This is a genomic window from Chachezhania antarctica (genome assembly GCF_003646465.1).
Taxonomy (GTDB): Bacteria; Pseudomonadota; Alphaproteobacteria; order Rhodobacterales; family Rhodobacteraceae; genus Chachezhania; species Chachezhania antarctica.
This window is the reverse complement of sequence record NZ_QZEX01000001.1, coordinates 744144-761008: the sequence shown is the minus strand read 5'-3', so window position 1 is coordinate 761008 and position 16865 is coordinate 744144. Positions and strand designations below refer to the sequence as shown.

18 protein-coding genes are annotated in these 16865 nt (G+C 65.3%); 12 read left to right on the top strand and 6 right to left on the bottom strand.

The window, feature by feature from the left end; translation table 11 throughout:
• The first annotated feature begins 21 nt into the window (after positions 1–21).
• From D4754_RS03670 to aat, 8 genes are all read left to right on the top strand, one after another.
• Complete coding sequence (locus tag D4754_RS03670; protein ID WP_121061517.1) at positions 22–1413, top strand: ABC transporter substrate-binding protein; 1392 nt, start codon at positions 22–24, stop codon at positions 1411–1413.
• A gap of 126 nt (positions 1414–1539) precedes the next feature.
• Entirely contained in the window at positions 1540–2571 is a 1032-nt protein-coding gene (locus tag D4754_RS03665; RefSeq protein WP_121061516.1) for a branched-chain amino acid ABC transporter permease, read from the top strand.
• Positions 2572–2574: 3 nt separating this feature from the next.
• Positions 2575–3798 (top strand): branched-chain amino acid ABC transporter permease, encoded by a 1224-nt coding sequence (locus tag D4754_RS03660; RefSeq protein WP_121061515.1) that lies wholly within the window; start codon positions 2575–2577, stop codon positions 3796–3798.
• Between the two features lie 12 nt (positions 3799–3810).
• A complete protein-coding gene (locus tag D4754_RS03655) occupies positions 3811–4566 on the top strand; it encodes an ABC transporter ATP-binding protein (protein WP_121061514.1) in 756 nt (251 codons plus the stop codon).
• A 74-nt stretch (positions 4567–4640) separates the two neighbouring features.
• The gene (locus D4754_RS03650) at positions 4641–5396 is read left to right on the top strand and encodes an ABC transporter ATP-binding protein (protein WP_121061513.1); all 756 of its coding nucleotides are present in this window, start codon (positions 4641–4643) and stop codon (positions 5394–5396) included.
• A gap of 414 nt (positions 5397–5810) precedes the next feature.
• Entirely contained in the window at positions 5811–6311 is a 501-nt protein-coding gene (gene accB, locus D4754_RS03645) for an acetyl-CoA carboxylase biotin carboxyl carrier protein (RefSeq protein ID WP_121061512.1), read from the top strand.
• A gap of 89 nt (positions 6312–6400) precedes the next feature.
• Entirely contained in the window at positions 6401–7753 is a 1353-nt protein-coding gene (accC, locus tag D4754_RS03640; protein ID WP_121061511.1) for an acetyl-CoA carboxylase biotin carboxylase subunit, read from the top strand.
• A 105-nt stretch (positions 7754–7858) separates the two neighbouring features.
• A complete protein-coding gene (gene aat / locus D4754_RS03635; RefSeq protein ID WP_121061510.1) occupies positions 7859–8491 on the top strand; it encodes a leucyl/phenylalanyl-tRNA--protein transferase in 633 nt (210 codons plus the stop codon).
• On the opposite strand, the gene D4754_RS03630 is transcribed toward aat, so the two are convergent.
• The 6 genes from D4754_RS03630 to D4754_RS03605 all read right to left on the bottom strand — a co-directional run bounded on the left by D4754_RS03630 (position 8455) and on the right by D4754_RS03605 (position 13340).
• On the bottom strand, positions 8455–8823 hold the full coding sequence (locus tag D4754_RS03630) for a DUF2155 domain-containing protein (RefSeq protein ID WP_420837194.1): 369 nt from the start codon (positions 8821–8823) through the stop codon (positions 8455–8457). The genes aat and D4754_RS03630 overlap by 37 nt on opposite strands.
• Entirely contained in the window at positions 8823–9272 is a 450-nt protein-coding gene (mlaD, locus tag D4754_RS03625; RefSeq protein ID WP_121061509.1) for an outer membrane lipid asymmetry maintenance protein MlaD, read from the bottom strand. The genes D4754_RS03630 and mlaD overlap by 1 nt, the downstream gene beginning before the upstream one ends.
• An 18-nt stretch (positions 9273–9290) precedes the next feature.
• A complete protein-coding gene (locus D4754_RS03620) occupies positions 9291–9674 on the bottom strand; it encodes an NADH:ubiquinone oxidoreductase subunit NDUFA12 (protein WP_121061508.1) in 384 nt (127 codons plus the stop codon).
• Positions 9675–9807: 133 nt separating this feature from the next.
• Complete coding sequence (gene clpX / locus D4754_RS03615; RefSeq protein ID WP_121061507.1) at positions 9808–11076, bottom strand: ATP-dependent Clp protease ATP-binding subunit ClpX; 1269 nt, start codon at positions 11074–11076, stop codon at positions 9808–9810.
• A gap of 400 nt (positions 11077–11476) precedes the next feature.
• Entirely contained in the window at positions 11477–12097 is a 621-nt protein-coding gene (locus D4754_RS03610) for an ATP-dependent Clp protease proteolytic subunit (protein WP_121061506.1), read from the bottom strand.
• Between the two features lie 121 nt (positions 12098–12218).
• Positions 12219–13340: a zinc ABC transporter substrate-binding protein gene (locus D4754_RS03605; protein ID WP_121061505.1), complete on the bottom strand. Its 1122-nt coding sequence runs from the start codon at positions 13338–13340 to the stop codon at positions 12219–12221.
• A 94-nt stretch (positions 13341–13434) separates the two neighbouring features.
• On the opposite strand from D4754_RS03605, the gene D4754_RS03600 reads away from it, so the two are divergent.
• The 4 genes from D4754_RS03600 (at position 13435) to D4754_RS03585 (ending at position 16862) form a co-directional block, all read left to right on the top strand.
• Complete coding sequence (locus D4754_RS03600; RefSeq protein ID WP_121061504.1) at positions 13435–13938, top strand: Fur family transcriptional regulator; 504 nt, start codon at positions 13435–13437, stop codon at positions 13936–13938.
• The gene (locus D4754_RS03595) at positions 13935–14708 is read left to right on the top strand and encodes a metal ABC transporter ATP-binding protein (RefSeq protein ID WP_240453729.1); all 774 of its coding nucleotides are present in this window, start codon (positions 13935–13937) and stop codon (positions 14706–14708) included. The genes D4754_RS03600 and D4754_RS03595 overlap by 4 nt, the downstream gene beginning before the upstream one ends.
• Before the next feature lie 5 nt (positions 14709–14713).
• Complete coding sequence (locus D4754_RS03590; RefSeq protein ID WP_121061503.1) at positions 14714–15529, top strand: metal ABC transporter permease; 816 nt, start codon at positions 14714–14716, stop codon at positions 15527–15529.
• A 355-nt stretch (positions 15530–15884) separates the two neighbouring features.
• Complete coding sequence (locus D4754_RS03585; RefSeq protein ID WP_121061502.1) at positions 15885–16862, top strand: serine hydrolase domain-containing protein; 978 nt, start codon at positions 15885–15887, stop codon at positions 16860–16862.
• The last annotated feature ends 3 nt before the right edge of the window (positions 16863–16865 follow it).

Sequence of the window (16865 nt, the reverse complement as noted above, 5' to 3'; positions counted from 1 at the left end):
GGGATAATTGGGAGGATCTCCATGTCCAACAAGGATATCTCGCGCCGCGGCGTGCTCAAAACTGGTGCCGTCGCGGGCGCCGGTGTGGCACTGCCGACGATTTTCACGGCCTCGCAGGCCTCGGCCTTCACGAACGAACCGACGGGAAGTTCGGTCACGCTGGGCTTCAACGTTCCCCAGACCGGCCCCTATGCCGATGAAGGCGCGGACGAGCTTCGCGCCTACCAGCTGGCGGTCGAGCATCTGAACGGCGAAGGCGACGGCGGAATGCTGAACACCTTCTCGTCCAAGGCGCTGAAGGGCAACGGGATCCTGGGCAAGAAGGTGGAATACGTCACCGGCGACACCCAGACCAAATCCGACGCCGCCCGCGCATCGGCCAAGTCGATGATCGAAAAAGACGGCGCCATCATGATAACCGGCGGCTCGTCCTCGGGCGTGGCGGTGGCCGTGCAGGCGCTCTGCCAGGAAGCCGGCGTGATCTTCATGGCCGGCCTCACCCATTCGAACGACACCACCGGCAAGGACAAGAAGGCCAACGGCTTCCGCCACTTCTTCGATGCCTACATGTCGGGCGCCGCACTGGCGCCGGTTCTGGCCAAATTGTACGGCCCGGACCGCAAGGCCTATCACCTGACGGCCGACTACACCTGGGGCTGGACGCAGCAGGAATCCATCGCCGCCGCGACCGAGGCACAGGGCTGGGAAACCGTCAACAACGTGCTGACGCCGCTCGCGTCGACCGACTTCTCGTCCTACATCGCGCCGGTCCTGAACTCGGGCGCCGACGTGCTGGTCCTGAACCACTACGGCGGGAACATGGTCAACTCGCTGACCAACGCCGTGCAGTTCGGCCTCCGTGACAAGCAGGTGAACGGCAAGAACTTCGAAATCGTCGTGCCGCTCTATTCCCGCCTGATGGCCAAGGGTGCCGGCGAGAACGTGAAAGGCATCTTCGGGTCCACCAACTGGCACTGGTCGCTGCAGGACGACGGCTCCAAGGCCTTCGTGCAAAGCTTCGGCACCAAGTACGGCTTCCCGCCCAGCCAGGCGGCGCACACCTGCTACGTGCAGACGCTGCTTTATGCCGATGCCGTGGAACGCGGCGGTTCGTTCAACCCCTGTTCGGTGGTCGAAGCGCTGGAAGGCGACGACAGCTCGCTGCCGGGCATTTCGTCGGACGCCAACAAGGGCTTCCTGTTCGACGGCCTGGGCAACGGCCCGACGCTGTACCGTTCGGCCGACCACCAGTGCTTCAAGGACGTGCTGGTCGTGAAAGGGAAGGACAACCCGGAGTCCGAGTTCGACCTTCTGGAAGTCGTCGAGATCACGCCGACCGCACAGGTCTGGTACGAGCCCGACAACCCGATGTTCGCAGGCGGCAACCTGGGCACCTGCAACCCGGGCGCCTGATCCGACCGAACGCCCGGTCGCGCGCCTGGCGCGCGGCCGGGATCCTGCAACCGCCGGACCGGCCCAAGGATTTGACCGGTCGCGCGGTACAGTCTTTCCGCCAGTTTTCGCCAGGAGAGAACGCCGATGGATGCCATCATCCTCCAAATCCTGAACGGGCTCGACAAGGGGTCCGCCTATGCGCTGATCGCCCTCGGCCTTACCCTGATCTTCGGCACGCTGGGTGTCGTGAACTTCGCCCACGGCGCCTTGTTCATGATCGGCGCCTTCTGCGCCGTCACCGTGCAACGCCTGCTGACGCTCAGCTATGAAACCGTCGACCCGACCCGGACCGATTTCCTGGGCAACCCGATGAAGGTCAAGACGCCCTATATCGAAAGCTGGTTCGGCCCCGAGGTGGGCGCCTCGATCATCGAATGGTCGGTGCCGCTGGCGATCCTCTTTGCGATCCCGGTCATGCTGCTCATCGGCTACGCGATGGAACGCGGCCTGATCAAGCATTTCTACAAGCGCCCCCATGCCGACCAGATCCTGGTGACCTTCGGCCTTGCCATCGTTCTGCAAGAGCTGATCAAGCACTATTACGGCGCCAACCCGATCCAGACGCCGGCGCCCGACGCCTTCCGTGGATCGTTCGATTTCGGCCAGTTGCTGGGGTTCGATCCCAACGTGATCATCTATCCCTACTGGCGGCTTGTTTACTTCGGCTTTGCCGCGATCATCATCGCCGCGGTCTTTTCGTTCCTGCAGTTCACCACCTTCGGCATGGTCGTCCGCGCCGGCATGGCGGACCGCGAGACGGTGGGCCTTCTGGGCATCGACATCGACAAGCGCTTCACCATCATGTTCGGGCTGGCCGCCGCGGTGGCGGGGCTGGCGGGCGTGATGTACGCGCCGATCAATGCACCGAACTATCACATGGGCATGGATTTCCTGGTCCTCAGCTTCGTCGTGGTGGTGGTCGGCGGCATGGGCAGCCTGCCCGGCGCCGTGCTGGCCGGGTTCCTGCTGGGCATCCTGGAAAGCTTTGCCTCGATGAACGAGGTCAAGACCATCCTGCCCGGCATCGACCAGATCATCATCTACCTCGTTGCCATTGTCGTACTGCTCACCCGCCCGCGGGGCCTGATGGGCCGCAAGGGCGTGATGGAGGAATAAACCATGTTCGGTCTGGACAAAAAAGACACGACCCTTCTGATCATCGTGGCGCTGCTGGTCTTCCTGGCGCCGTTCCTTCTCAACCCCTTCCCGGCGGATTCCGCCATGGCGCAGTTCAATGCCGGCTACCCGGACCTGATGCAGCGTTTCGTGATCTTTGGGATCTTCGCCATCGGCTTCAACATCCTCTTCGGGCTGACGGGCTACCTGTCCTTCGGGCATGCCGCCTTCCTCGGCGTCGGCTCCTACGCCGCGGTCTGGATGTTCAAGCTGCTGACGATGAACGTGATCCCGGCCATCGTGCTGGCCGTCATCGTGGGCGGGCTCTTCGCGGCGCTGATCGGCTACATCACGCTGCGGCGGTCGGGGATCTACTTTTCGATCCTCACGCTGGCCTTCGCGCAGATGATGTTCGCCATCGCCTATTCCGACCTGATTGGCCGCTTTGTCGGCACCTCGATCACCAATGGCGAAACCGGCCTGCAACTGACGCTGAACGATCCCCGCATCCTAGGGGAATCCGCGACGCCCGACGGGTCGATCCCGCTGACCAACCTCTTTGGCTGGGACATGCGATCAACCTACCAGATGGACGTGGGCGCATGGCTGTTCCAGTTCAACTTCGGCTACTACTTCTGCGCCGTGGTCATGCTGATCGCCTTTTTCCTGTCGATCCGCATCTTCCGGTCACCCTTCGGCCTGATGCTGCGGGCGGTGAAATCGAACCAGCAGCGGATGAACTATACCGGCCTGAACATCCGGCCCTACACCCTGACCGCCTTCATCATCTCCGGCATGTATGCCGGTCTGGCGGGCGGGCTCATGGCCTCGATGGACCCGCTGGCAGGCGCCGAGCGGATGCAGTGGACGGCATCGGGCGAAGTCGTGCTGATGACCATCCTTGGCGGCGCCGGCACGCTGATCGGTCCGGTCCTGGGCGCGGGCTTCATCAAGTACTTCGAAAACATCTTCTCGAAGATCAACGAAGCGACGCTGCACCAGTGGTTCTCGTTCCTGCCCGACGGGCTCGAGACCTTCGTCGTCTGGGTGGCGGAACACTTCGTCGGCTCGGGCTGGCACCTGACGCTTGGGATCCTGTTCATGCTGGTCGTCATCTTCCTGCCCGGCGGGCTCGTGGAAGGCGGACAGAAGATCGGGGGGCTGTTCTCCCGGCGCAAGCAGGCCGACGAGAAGTCGAAGGCCACCAAGACCGAACCCGCGGAATAAGGAGAGCACGTGATGGGTATTCTCGACGTCAAGAATGTCTCCAAGCGCTTCGGCGGGTTGAAGGCGCTGTCCGACGTGAACCTTTCGATCAAGGAGAACTCGGTTCATGCCATCATCGGGCCGAACGGGGCCGGCAAGTCGACGCTTCTGAACTGCCTTGTCGGCAAGCTGATCCCGGATACGGGGTCGGTCATGTTCGACGGCCAGTCGGTGCTGGGACGGTCTCCGTACGAGATCAACCAGATGGGCATTTCCCGCGTGTTCCAGACGCCCGAGATCTTCGGCGACCTGACCGTGATGGAAAACATGATGATCCCGGTCTTCGCCCGGCGCGACGGGGCGTTCCGGATGCACGCCGTCGCCATGGTCAACACCGAAACGGACGTCATCGAACAGGCCGAACAGGTGCTCGAGGACATGAACATGGCCGACAAGCGCCACATGACCGCCGCATCCCTGTCCCGCGGCGACAAGCGGCGGCTGGAAATCGGCATGTGCCTGTCCCAGCAACCGCGGCTTCTGCTGCTGGATGAACCGACCGCCGGCATGGCGCGGGCCGACACCAACAACACGATCGACCTGCTGAAACAAATCAAGGACGAACGCGACATCACCATCGCGATCATCGAACACGACATGCACGTGGTGTTTTCGCTGGCCGAACGGATCACCGTCCTGGCCCAGGGCACGCCGTTGGTGGAAGACGAACCGCAAAAGATCCGCGGCCATCCCAAGGTGCGCGAAGCTTATCTGGGCGAAAGCGGGTAAGGCCCGGCCCCGCGCCAGCCTAGCCCGTAAGGCGGGGCTCCCCGCCGCCCCCCTCCACCCGAGAGGATACCGAAATGAACATCAAACCCGACTTCTCAAAGAACGCCAACATGGCGGCCACCGCGCCGGCCTTCCTGTCGGTCTGGGACATCCATTCCTATTACGGCGAAAGCTACATTGTGCAGGGCGTCAGCTTCAACGTGCACGAGGGCGAGATCCTTGCCCTTCTGGGCCGCAACGGCGCCGGCAAGACATCGACCCTGCGCTCCATCGCCCGGATCGGCAATCCGCAGGTCACCCATGGCGAGATCTGGCTGGATCACCAGCCGCTTCACACCATGTCCAGCTACCAGGCCGCCCGCGCGGGCCTGGGCCTTGTCCCCGAAGACCGCCGGATCATCGCGGGCCTGACGGTGGAGGAAAACCTGCAGCTCGCCCAGATCGCGCCCCCCGTCGGCTGGTCGCTGGAACGGCTCTACGAACTGTTCCCGCGCCTCGGCGAACGCCGCAAGCAGGAGGGCACGACGCTGTCGGGCGGCGAACAGCAGATGCTGGCCATCGCCCGCGCACTGGCGCGCGACATCAAGGTGCTGCTGCTGGATGAACCCTACGAAGGCCTGGCCCCGGTGATCGTGGACGAGATCGAAAAGACGCTCCACACGATCAAGGAGCAGGGCATGACCACGATCCTCGTCGAACAGAACGCCGTGCGTGCGCTGGAACTGGCCGACCGGGCCGTGATCCTCGACACCGGCTCGGTCGTGTTCGACGCCTCCGCGGCCGAGGTGCTGGATAACGCCGAACTCCGCGCGGAATACCTCGCCATCTGATCCCTTGTCCCTGACGGACCCCGAACGGGCCGCGCTGCGCACGCGGCCCGTTTCCGTTGGCCCGCCGCGTTCGCCCCCGCCCGCTCAGGCGGCATCGCGCCCGGGCCGGGGTCGGGGTCGGCGGATCCCGCAGGGATCCGACGGGGTGGGCGGGCGGGCCCCGGACCGGGCGCGATGGCGCCGGTTGGACCCGGGCCTGACGCATGGTAAGATCACTCCGGTTCCGAAGAACAGGAGGCAGACCGACCCGGACCCGGTCGCATCACGGGCGTCCGCGCGCCCGGCAGGACAATCTTCTGCGCCCCCCGAAGGCTCTTCTGTCGCGACAGCGCTTTTCTCCGGTCAACCCATCGCCTATAAGCCCCCAAAACCGAAAACGGACGGCATCCGTTTCGCCAAAGGCCGAGGACCCGTATGAAAGAGAGCAACAACGACGCCGACGTGACCTTCATTCGGGCACTGGCGGAACTCTTGCGCGAGAACGATCTGACCGAATTGCATGTCGAACGTGACATGGGCGCCGACAAGACCCTGAACGTAAGGGTCGTGCGCACGCCCCCGCCGCAGGCCGCGCCGGCAGCGTTCCAACCGGCCGCGCCCGCAACTGCCCCGACAGCCCACGCGCAATCGGCCGCGGCGCCCGCGCCTGCATCGGAAACGCCGGAAGATCCCGCCGATCATCCCGGCGCTGTCGCTTCTCCCATGGTGGGAACGGTGTACCTTCAGCCCGAACCCGGCGCCGATCCGTTCGTCGCGGTGGGCGCCACGGTCAGCGAAGGCCAGACGATCATGATCGTCGAGGCGATGAAGACCATGAACCACATTCCCGCGCCCAAGGCCGGGACCGTGCGCCGCATCCTCGTGGAAGACCAGGCCGCCGTGGAATACGGCACGCCGCTCGTCATCATCGACTGATCCAGCGGGGCCGCATGATGCGGCCCCAGATTGATCCGGTTCGCCGCGCCTGCGGCAACCCAGTACAGGACCGCGACGGGACCCAGACCATGTTCAAGAAGATCCTGATCGCCAACCGAGGAGAGATCGCGCTCCGTGTCGTGCGTGCCGCGCGCGAGATGGGGATCGCCTCGGTCGCCGTTCATTCCACCGCCGACAGCGACGCCATGCACGTGCGCATGGCCGACGAATCGATCTGCATCGGCCCGCCTTCCGGCACGCTCAGCTACCTGTCGATCCCGTCGATCGTCTCCGCCTGCGAGATCTCGGGCGCGGAAGCGATCCACCCGGGCTATGGCTTCCTGTCGGAAAACGCCCGCTTCGTCGAAATTCTTGAAGAGATGAACATCGCCTTCATCGGACCCTCGGCCGAACATATCCGGCTGATGGGCGACAAGATCACCGCGAAGGACACGATGAAGGCCCTGGGCGTTCCTTGCGTGCCCGGAAGCGATGGCGGCGTGCCCGATCTGGAAAGCGCCCAGCGGCTGGGCGCCGAAATGGGCTACCCCGTGATCGTGAAGGCCACCGCCGGCGGCGGCGGGCGCGGCATGAAGGTCGCGATGTCCGCGGCCGACATGGAAAACGCCTTCCACACCGCGCGGTCGGAATCCAAGGCCGCCTTCGGCAATGACGAAGTCTATATCGAGAAATACCTGACCACCCCCCGCCATATCGAGATCCAGATCTTCGGCGACGGACGCGGACAGGCCGTGCACCTGGGCGAACGCGATTGCTCGCTCCAACGCCGCCACCAGAAGGTGCTGGAAGAAGCCCCCGGCCCCGCCATCACCGCGTCCGAACGCGCGCGGATCGGCAAGATCTGCGCCGACGCGATGGCCAAGCTTGGCTACTCCGGCGCGGGCACGGTCGAGTTCCTCTACGAGAACGGCGAGTTCTACTTCATCGAGATGAACACCCGCCTGCAGGTCGAACACCCGGTCACCGAAGCGGTCATGGGCGTCGACCTTGTCCGCGAACAGATCCGCGTGGCGGCCGGCATGAAGATGTCGTTCCGGCAGGAGGATCTCGTTCCCCGCGGCCATGCCATCGAAGTGCGGATCAACGCCGAGAAGCTGCCCGATTTCGCGCCGAGCCCCGGCACGATCAGCCACTACCACGCCCCGGGCGGTCTGGGCGTGCGGATGGATTCGGCGCTTTATGACGGCTACAAGATCCCGCCCAACTACGACAGCCTGATCGGCAAGCTGATCGTCCACGGCCGCGACCGGCCCGAGGCGCTGGCCCGTCTGGACCGCGCCCTGGGCGAACTGATCGTCGACGGCGTGCACACCACCGTGCCCCTGTTCCACGCGCTGCTGCAGGAACCGGATATCCAGGCGGGCGACTACAATATCCATTGGCTGGAGCAATGGCTCGCCAGCCACACCGTCGCGGAGTAGGTGCTTGAGGGGCGGTCGGGAGGCGAGGTCTGCGCAGGAATCGCGCCTTCACCGCCCACCCCGGCGGCTCACGCGCGATGCGGCACTGGCGCGCCGCGGTCCGTCATGACGCTTTCCCCCGAATTGCTTCTGCATGCCTATTCCATCGGGATCTTCCCCATGGCCGAGCATCGCGACGACCCGGAGATCTTCTGGGTCGACCCGCGGCATCGCGGCATCATTCCGCTGGACGGTTTCCGGATCACGCGCTCGCTTGCGCGACGGATCCGGAACGGCGGCTTCACCATCGCGGTGGACCGGGATTTCGAAGGTGTCGTCGACGGTTGCGCCGAACGGGCCGAGACGTGGATCAACACCGAAATCCGCGAACATTACCTGGACCTGCACCGGCTGGGCCATGCCCATTCGCTGGAGGTCTATGAAGGCGATCTTCTGGTCGGCGGCGTCTATGGCGTGGTGCTGGGGGCTGCGTTCTTCGGGGAAAGCATGTTCTCGCGCCGACGCGACGCATCGAAGGTGGCGCTGGCCTATCTTGTGGACCGGCTCGTGCAGGGCGGCTTCCGGCTGTTCGACACGCAGTTCCTGACGGCGCACCTGGCATCGCTGGGCGGGATCGAGATCACGCGGGCCGAGTACCGCAGACGGCTGGCCGAGGCCATCGAACGGCCTGCATCCTTCGGCGATGTGCCGATCCCGTCAGCTCAGGAGATCATGCAGCGCAGGACCCAGACGTCGTAGCGCGGATCGTCGAGCGCGTTCAGCGCCGGCGAGGACGCGATCATCCAGCCTTCGAACAGCACCTTGGGATCGCCCAGCCGGCGGATGGTCAGCAAGGCGAAACCGTCGCCCGACGGGTTGTTCGGCGGGTAGCGGCAATCGTCCAGCCGCACGTCCAGCCCGAAGATCACGGCCCGCCCGCCGCGGGACAGTTCCACATCCATCCCGTGGCCGTTCACCTTGTCGAGCCCGCGCAGAATGGCGCCGGTACCGGACACAGCATTAACCGACGGCGCCTGCGGCAGGGCCGGTGTCGCCACCAGCCCCGCCAGTAGAAGAACGAGCGCACGAATCACTCGTCGCTGCTCCCCGACACGAACTTGACGAGAAGCGAGATCAGGCTGACCGAGCCTTGCGTGTCGGTGAATTCGCCGCCCGGGTCGAAGTAGTCCAAGGACCCGCCGGGGCTGATTTCGACGAAGTTGCCGCCCAGCAGACCTTCGGAGGAAATCACCGCGGCGCTGTCATCGGGCACCTGGATGTCCTGCGAGACGGTCAGTGTGGCCATGGCGCGGTAGGTCTGCGGATCGAGATCGAGGTTCGAGATCGAGCCGATCTTCACGCCCGCCAAGCGGACATCGGTGCCGACACTGATACCTTCGACCGACCGGAACGAGGCCTTGAGTTCATAGCTGTCACCACTGCGCGACAGGCCGGCGGCCTGCCCGGCATAAACGGCGAAGCCGATCGCAGCGGCAAGCACGACGCCGCCCACCGCGATTTCGACAGGATTTTGTGACATGGGGTCGGGTCCCTTGGGTTATTCGGGGCTCCAGGCCTCGTAATCGCTGCGCTCGACAGGGTCGGCGCGACGGATCGAACCGGGCGGCACATAGGCCAGCGGCGTGCCGGTCATGTTCTCGTGATGCGGCTTTTCCCACGACTTGTGCACAAGCGGCTTGTCCGTGGGAAGATCGTCGAAGGTGCGGTGCAGCCACCCGTGCCAGTCGGCACCGATGCGGCTGGCTTCGACCAGGCCGTTATAGATGACCCAGCGGCGGCTGTCGTCGCTGTTGCGATAGAAGATGTTGCCCTGATCGTCTTCGCCGACCTTCGTACCGTGGCGCGCGGTGAAGAGCCTCGTGGACAGGGTTTGACCGTGCCACCAAGTGGTTGCGCTCAGGAACTTGTCCTTGATGCTCATCGATCCCTCCGGGCCTTTTGACCTGACAAGATATGGCGCAAAGCCGGGCGAAGGTCCAGTGGCCCTGCCCGGCGACACGGGGGCGCAGGGCGGGAAAGCGCCGCCTTGGGCAGCGCCTTCAAGGACTGTGGAATCAGCCTGCCGTGGCCGGTTCGCGTTCCGCGTCGGCATGGATCATCAGCGGCGCCGCATCCGACATGGCCGATTCCTCGTTCACGACGACCTTGGTCACGCTGTCGAGGCTGGGCAGATCGAACATCGTGTCGAGCAGGATGTCCTCGAGGATGGAACGGAGGCCCCGTGCACCGGTCTTGCGTTCGATGGCGCGCTTGGCGATGGCCGTCAGCGCGTCGTCGGTGAAGACCAGTTCGGTATCTTCCAGTTCGAACAGGCGCTGGTACTGCTTGACCAGCGCGTTCTTGGGCGATGTCAGGATCGTCACCAGCGCGTCTTCGTCCAGGTCTTCCAGCGTTGCCAGAACCGGCAGACGGCCGACGAATTCCGGGATCAGGCCGAATTTCAGCAGGTCTTCGGGTTCCAGATCCTCGAAGATCTCGCCGATATTGCGTTCGTCCTTGTCGCGCACATCGGCTCCAAAGCCCATGGCCGAACCCTTGTGGCGTTGCGAAATGATCCGGTCGAGCCCGGCAAAGGCGCCGCCGCAGATGAAAAGGATGTTCGTCGTGTCCACCTGCAGGAATTCCTGCTGGGGATGCTTGCGCCCACCTTGCGGCGGAACGGAGGCGACGGTGCCTTCCATCAGTTTCAGCAGGGCCTGCTGCACGCCTTCGCCCGAAACGTCCCGCGTGATCGACGGGTTTTCGGACTTGCGGGTGATCTTGTCGACTTCGTCGATATAGACGATCCCGCGCTGCGCGCGTTCGACATTGTATTCGCTGGACTGCAGCAGCTTGAGGATGATGTTTTCCACATCTTCGCCCACATAGCCCGCTTCGGTCAGCGTCGTGGCATCGGCCATCGTGAAAGGCACATCCAAAATGCGCGCCAGCGTTTGGGCCAGCAGCGTCTTGCCGCAGCCCGTGGGGCCGATCAGCAGGATGTTGGATTTTGCCAGTTCGATATCCGCGCCGGCCTTCTGGGAATGGTTCAGGCGTTTGTAGTGGTTGTGCACGGCGACCGAGAGCACGCGTTTCGCGCGGGCCTGACCAATCACGTAATCGTCAAGAACATCGCATATATCCTTGGGCGATGGCACGCCGTCCGAGGTTTTCAGCCCGGCGGCTTTCGTTTCCTCGCGGATGATGTCCATGCACAGCTCGACGCATTCATCACAGATGAACACCGTCGGCCCGGCAATCAGCTTGCGTACCTCGTGCTGGCTCTTGCCGCAGAAGCTGCAATAGAGAGTGTTCTTGCTGTCGCCGCTAGAATTCGTCGCCATGATCTACCTTTCGGGCTTCCCTTTCGGGCTTCGACGTCCAACTTGCCCCCGTCATTGCCGGAAGTCACCGCCTGCTGCTGTTCTTGTGCCTTGCGGTTCCGGCGTCATGACAATCTAGGACAGCACCTTTTTCACTACAATCTCAAAATGCCCGGACCGGTAAAGGCCCGCGCATAGCAAATGGTTAAGACGCGCAAGCTGTCGGGCGGCCGCGCGCAGGACTACAACCGGGCCCAGGATCCGGCGTATGGCACACCGGCCCGGTTCGTACAATGTGCCGCCGCGTCGGCCGGGAAACCAAAGTGACGTAACGTCACACACTGCCATCACGGCCGGTTCGCCTGCAACATCGGCACGTTGCGGGACATCCGCGGCACCAGAGGCGCCGCGGATAGCGATCCTACTCTTCCGTACCGCGATGTTCGACGATCTCGTCGATATGGCCCCAGTCCTTCGCCTCTTCCGGGGACATGAAGTTGTCGCGGTCCAGCGCACGTTCGACCACGTCCTTGGGCTGGCCTGTATGCTTGGTGTAGATCTCGTACAGCCGGTCCTTCAGCTTCTGAGTCTCGGCCGCGTGAATCATGATGTCCGACGCCTGGCCCTGGTACCCGCCCGACGGCTGGTGGACCATGATCCGGCTGTTGGGCAGCGACATGCGCATGCCCGGCTCCCCGCCGACAAGCAGCAGCGACCCCATGGAACAGGCCTGCCCGATGCAGACGGTCGCGACCTTGGGCTTGATGTACTGCATGGTGTCGTAGATCGACAGGCCCGAGGTCACGATGCCCCCGGGGCTGTTGATATACATGGAGATTTCCTTCGACGGGCTTTCCGCTTCCAGGAACAGCAGCTGGGCAACGATGATCGTCGCCATGTCGTCCTGGATCGGGCCGGCAACGAAAATGATCCGCTCCTTCAACAGGCGCGAGAAGATGTCGTACCGAACGGAACCGCGAGCGGTGGTTTCCTCCACCGTCGGGATCACGAAGCTGGTCAATTGCGAGATCGGGTCCTTCATGGCGCCTGCCCCTTTTATTAGCACCGGCAACATAGCCGGAAATGCGTTAACTGAGTCTTAGTATCGCGTCTTGGGGGCTTCAAGAGGCGCCGCACGGAACCCGGCCCGCGGCACATTCACATCACTGTGCCGCGCAGGCGGTCAACGCGCCTGCGAGATCGGTCAGCAACGTCGGGTAAAGATCCGGCCCAAGGGTCAGGTTGCGGCCGATCGGATCCATCGTTCCAAGCGTGATTCCGGTCCCGTCCGTCGCGGCACGCAGCAGCCTGTCGCTGGCCTGCGGCTCCCCGAAGGCGCAGCGGACGCCGTGATCTGCCATCGCCTCCTGCAGTTCTGCGATCCGGCGCGGACCCGGGGCCGCGGCGTCCCCGCCAGAGACGGACCCCACCCAGTCGAGCCCGTAGTGACGCTCGAAATACTGGAACGCGTCATGATCCGTGACGAAGGCCACGGTTTGCGCCGGCGCCAGTTGCGCCTGCAGCCGTTCGTCCAGAGCGGTCAGGGCCGCCTGTGCCCTCTCCGCATTGGCGGTGTAGATCGCGGCGTTGTCGGGATCGACCTCTGCCAGATGCGCGGCGATCAGGCCCAGCCAGGCTTGCGCAACGGTCGGGTCGAGCCACGCATGCGGGTCCTCGTCACCGTGGTCGTGACCGGCATGGCCCTCTGCGGCGTGGTCCTCATGGTCGCCGTGGTCGCCATGGTCGTCGTGACCGTGCCCGGAGTGATCGTCATGAGCTTCCTCGTCGTGATCGTCGTGACCGTCGTCGGCGTGATCGGAATGGTCGTCGTGACCGTCGTGATCTTCCCCTGCATGGTCATCGTCATGCGCATCGTGGTCGTCATGGCCGGCCAGCCCCTCGCGGAACGGCAGCGGTTCGAACCCGTCCTCTTCCAGCAACGTCAGGCGCACGGCATCGGGCGCGAGGCTGTCCAGCGACTTCTCCAGCCACGGCGTCAGGTCCGGTCCGACCCAGATCACCAGATCCGCCTGTGACAGCGATTTCGCCTGGCTTGGCTTCAGCGACAGCATGTGCGGCGAAGCGTCCTGCGGAACCAGAAGCGCGGGCGTGCCCACGCCGTCCATGACCTGCGCGACAAGCGACTGGACCGGCGCGATGTCGGTCGTCACCGCAGGCCCGGCCAGCGCGCCGGAGCCAAGACAGACTGTGGCCAGCGCGGCAAGGCTCCGCCGCGCCGTCGTCCACGGGGTGCAGCGCGCGGGGAATGGTGTCTGGTGGGTCATCGGGATCTCCGGCAATGAAATAGGAACCGAGGGCGCTTGATAGGTGATATGTTATACTGTATCAATCCCCATCCGACACGAACGGAGGCTCGACGTGACCGCACTGGGATTCGAAGCACACGACCATTCAGGCTGCATCGACGACGCCCTGGAACGGGCCGAATCGCGCTGCCACGATGCCAAGCTGCAATTCACCCCCGCCCGGCGGCGGGTGTACGAGATCCTGTTGCAGGGCCATCAGGCGATGGGCGCCTATGACATCCTCGAAATCCTTGGAAAAGGCGGGCACAGCGTGCAGCCGCCGACCGTCTACCGTGCGCTCGACTTCCTTTTGCGCGCCGGGCTGATCCACCGGATCGAGCGCCTGAACGCCTATGCCGCCTGCATGCTTCTGGCCGACCATGACGCGGGCGATGCCTCTCATGTCCCGGCCTTCCTGATCTGCCGCCAGTGTCGCACGGTGGCCGAAGCCGAAGGCGACCGGTCGACGGACGGGCTGACCGATGCCGCCGCGGCTTCGGGCTTTGTCGTCGAAACCCGCGTGGTCGAAGCCGAAGGCCTGTGCCCCGCGTGCAGCGAAGGCGGGGACCGCCCGTGAAGGCCGGCCTGAAATACGTCCAACGGCCTGAGGCGGCGGAATCGGTGGTGACGATCCGCGCGCTCTCCGTCCGGCTGGGGTCCGCGCGCGTCCTGCGGGACGTGTCGCTGAATGTCGCCGCGGGCGAGATCGTGACGATCATCGGCCGCAATGGCTCGGGTAAGTCGACGCTGCTGCGCAGCCTGATCGGCGCGGTGACGCCCGACGCCGGCACGATCGGAACGATGCCCGGGCTGCGGGTGGGCTACGTCCCGCAAAGCCTGGCGCTCGATCCCACGTTGCCGATGACCGTGACCCGGTTCCTGAACCTGCCCCGCCGCGCCGGGCGCGATTCGGTGGCCCAGGCCCTCACCCGCACGGGGACGGACCGGCTGGCCAAGAGGCAGCTGGCCGACCTGTCCGGCGGGCAGCGTCAGCGCGTGCTTCTGGCGCGCGCGCTCCTGAACCGTCCGCAACTCCTGCTGCTGGACGAGCCGACACAGGGGCTCGACGCCGAAGGCACCGCCGCTTTCTACCGCGCGATCGAGGCCGCGCGCCGCGATCTGGGCTGCGCCGTGCTGATGGTCAGCCACGACCTGGGCGTCGTCATGTCGGCCTCTGACCGGATCGTGCTGCTGGACGGCACGGTCGTGGTGCAGGGCTCGGCCGCCGAAGTTGCCTCCTCCGACGCCTATCGCGCCCTGATCGGCGACGTCGCACCCGAGGTGACGGCGCTCCGCAGTCCCGGTGACACCCCGCGCCATGCCCCGGCCCTGCGCCTGGCCGAGTGATACAAATGTTCGACGATTTCTTCCTGCGCGCCAACATCGCGGCGCTTGGCGTGGCACTGGCCGCGGCGCCCCTTGGCTGTTTCGTGGTCTGGCGCCGGATGGCCTATTTCGGCGACGCCACGGCCCATGCCGGGATCCTTGGAATCGCGCTGGCGCTGGCCACAGACATGCCGCCGATGCCCGCTGTCCTGATCGCGGCGCTTGCCATGGCCTCGGCCGCCACGGCACTGGCCGGACGGGCGCGGGCGATGGACACGGCGCTGGGGGTGCTGGCCCACAGCGCACTGGCTGCCGGGCTGGTCGCCGTCGCCCTGCTGGGCCATGTGCGGCTGGACCTGATGAGCTATCTGTTCGGCGATATCCTCGCTGTGACGCGGGGCGATCTGCTGATCGTCTGGATCGGCGCCGGGCTGGTGCTGGCGCTTCTGGGCTGGCGGTGGAACGCGCTGCTGACGGCGACGCTGTCGCCCGACCTCGCCCGCGCGGGCGGATCGGCGCCCGGGCGCGATGCCTTCGGGCTGACGCTGGCGCTGGCCATCGTGGTGGCCGTGGCGCTGAAGGTCGTGGGTGTGTTGCTGATCACGGCGCTCCTGATCCTGCCCGCCGCGGCCGCCCGACCGTTGGTCCGCACGCCCGAGGCGATGGCCCTCCTGGCCACGGTCTTCGCCATCGGCGCGGCGCTCGGCGGGTTGCAACTGGCCTTCGCCTTCGACACGCCGGCCGGTCCGTCCATCGTCTGCACCGCCGCGGGCCTCTTCGTGACCGCCACCGGCCTCGGCACCGCGCTTCGCCGGATCACGCGCGCCGGGGCGGCCGACTAGGCTTATCCACAGAAACCTGGCCCTGTGGCCCGGTTTCGTCACATTTCCGCTACATCCGCATGGCAACCATCCCGCAGGTCGCGCCGCGCCTCAGCCCGGGCGCCCGATCTTTTCCCCAAGACCGGGCCCGGTCACATTCGTAACGCGTACCCTGTCCCCCGGCGGTATCCCGCAACCAACGTGACCGGCCCCGGCTTGCGCGCCCGTGGCGCCAAGGAGCATGCCCCAGGCATGCGACGGGGGTGGGCGGGCGGGGCGTCACGGGCGCGCAAGCGATGTCCCTTCGTACCCTCTCCCACGCAGTCGTGATCCCCGCACCGGTGGATACGCGCCCCGGCGCATACATCTTTAACGTATGATCCACCGCCGACACCTTCTCGCCACCGCCACCGCGGCACTTGCCGCACCCGGATTCGCACGGGCCCGCACCGACGACCTGCAATCGGCCATCGGCGCGCTCGACCAGATCCATTCCCTGCAGATCCGGCGCGGCGATACCGTCATCTTCGCAGAAGCTCCCCGCGGTCCCGGGCTTGATCGCCCCGCCAACATCAAGTCATGTTCAAAAAGTATAGTGGCCCTCCTGCTGGGCGCCGCTATCGACCGTGGCGAAATCGCCTCCGTCGATGCACCGCTGGCAGACGTCGCCCCGACCATCCTGCCTGCCAACGTCACCGAAGGCGCGGCGCGGATCACGATGGAGGATCTCGTCACCCTCCGCGCGGGCCTCGAACGCACGTCCGGCCCCAACTACGGCGAATGGATCAGCTCGCCAAACTGGCTCGGCAACGCGCTCTCCCGCCCGATGGAGGCGGAGCCCGGCACGCGGATGCTCTATTCCACCGGCTCGACCCACATCCTCGGGGCGGCGCTGGCCGAAGCGTCCGGGCAAAGCCTCCTGTCGCTTGCCCGAGAACGCCTTGGCGATCCGCTGGGTATCACGATCCCGCCGTGGACCCGCGATCCGCAAGGCTATTACCTTGGCGGGAACGAGATGGCCCTGCGCCCGACCGACATGCTGAAGATCGCCATTCTGATGCGCGATGGTGGCCGGTACGATGGGCAGCAGGTGATCTCGGAAAACTGGATCATGGCCTCGCGCCAGCCCCGCACGCGGTCGCCATGGTCGGGGCTCTCCTACGGGTACGGCTGGTTCCTGACGCGGTCCGGCTACGTGTTCGGGAGGGGCTATGGCGGCCAGATCATCGCCGCCCATCCTGCACGCGACCTCGCCGTCGCGATCACGTCGGACCCGACGCAGCCCGCACGTTCGGGCGGCTATTTCGGAGATCTGATGCGCCTGCTGGAAGGTCCCGTCCTGGCGGCGGCCTGAGCG

Excerpts from the sequence above, each read along its gene's own strand:
- D4754_RS03670 (WP_121061517.1), top strand. The coding sequence starts at position 22 with ATGTCCAACAAGGATATCTCGCGCCGCGGCGTGCTCAAAACTGGTGCC.
- D4754_RS03665 (WP_121061516.1), top strand. The coding sequence starts at position 1,540 with ATGGATGCCATCATCCTCCAAATCCTGAACGGGCTCGACAAGGGGTCC.
- D4754_RS03660 (WP_121061515.1), top strand. The coding sequence starts at position 2,575 with ATGTTCGGTCTGGACAAAAAAGACACGACCCTTCTGATCATCGTGGCG.
- D4754_RS03655 (WP_121061514.1), top strand. The coding sequence starts at position 3,811 with ATGGGTATTCTCGACGTCAAGAATGTCTCCAAGCGCTTCGGCGGGTTG.
- D4754_RS03650 (WP_121061513.1), top strand. The coding sequence starts at position 4,641 with ATGAACATCAAACCCGACTTCTCAAAGAACGCCAACATGGCGGCCACC.
- accB (WP_121061512.1), top strand. The coding sequence starts at position 5,811 with ATGAAAGAGAGCAACAACGACGCCGACGTGACCTTCATTCGGGCACTG.
- accC (WP_121061511.1), top strand. The coding sequence starts at position 6,401 with ATGTTCAAGAAGATCCTGATCGCCAACCGAGGAGAGATCGCGCTCCGT.
- aat (WP_121061510.1), top strand. The coding sequence starts at position 7,859 with ATGACGCTTTCCCCCGAATTGCTTCTGCATGCCTATTCCATCGGGATC.
- mlaD (WP_121061509.1), bottom strand. The coding sequence starts at position 9,272 with ATGTCACAAAATCCTGTCGAAATCGCGGTGGGCGGCGTCGTGCTTGCC.
- D4754_RS03620 (WP_121061508.1), bottom strand. The coding sequence starts at position 9,674 with ATGAGCATCAAGGACAAGTTCCTGAGCGCAACCACTTGGTGGCACGGT.
- clpX (WP_121061507.1), bottom strand. The coding sequence starts at position 11,076 with ATGGCGACGAATTCTAGCGGCGACAGCAAGAACACTCTCTATTGCAGC.
- D4754_RS03610 (WP_121061506.1), bottom strand. The coding sequence starts at position 12,097 with ATGAAGGACCCGATCTCGCAATTGACCAGCTTCGTGATCCCGACGGTG.
- D4754_RS03605 (WP_121061505.1), bottom strand. The coding sequence starts at position 13,340 with ATGACCCACCAGACACCATTCCCCGCGCGCTGCACCCCGTGGACGACG.
- D4754_RS03590 (WP_121061503.1), top strand. The coding sequence starts at position 14,714 with ATGTTCGACGATTTCTTCCTGCGCGCCAACATCGCGGCGCTTGGCGTG.
- D4754_RS03585 (WP_121061502.1), top strand. The coding sequence starts at position 15,885 with ATGATCCACCGCCGACACCTTCTCGCCACCGCCACCGCGGCACTTGCC.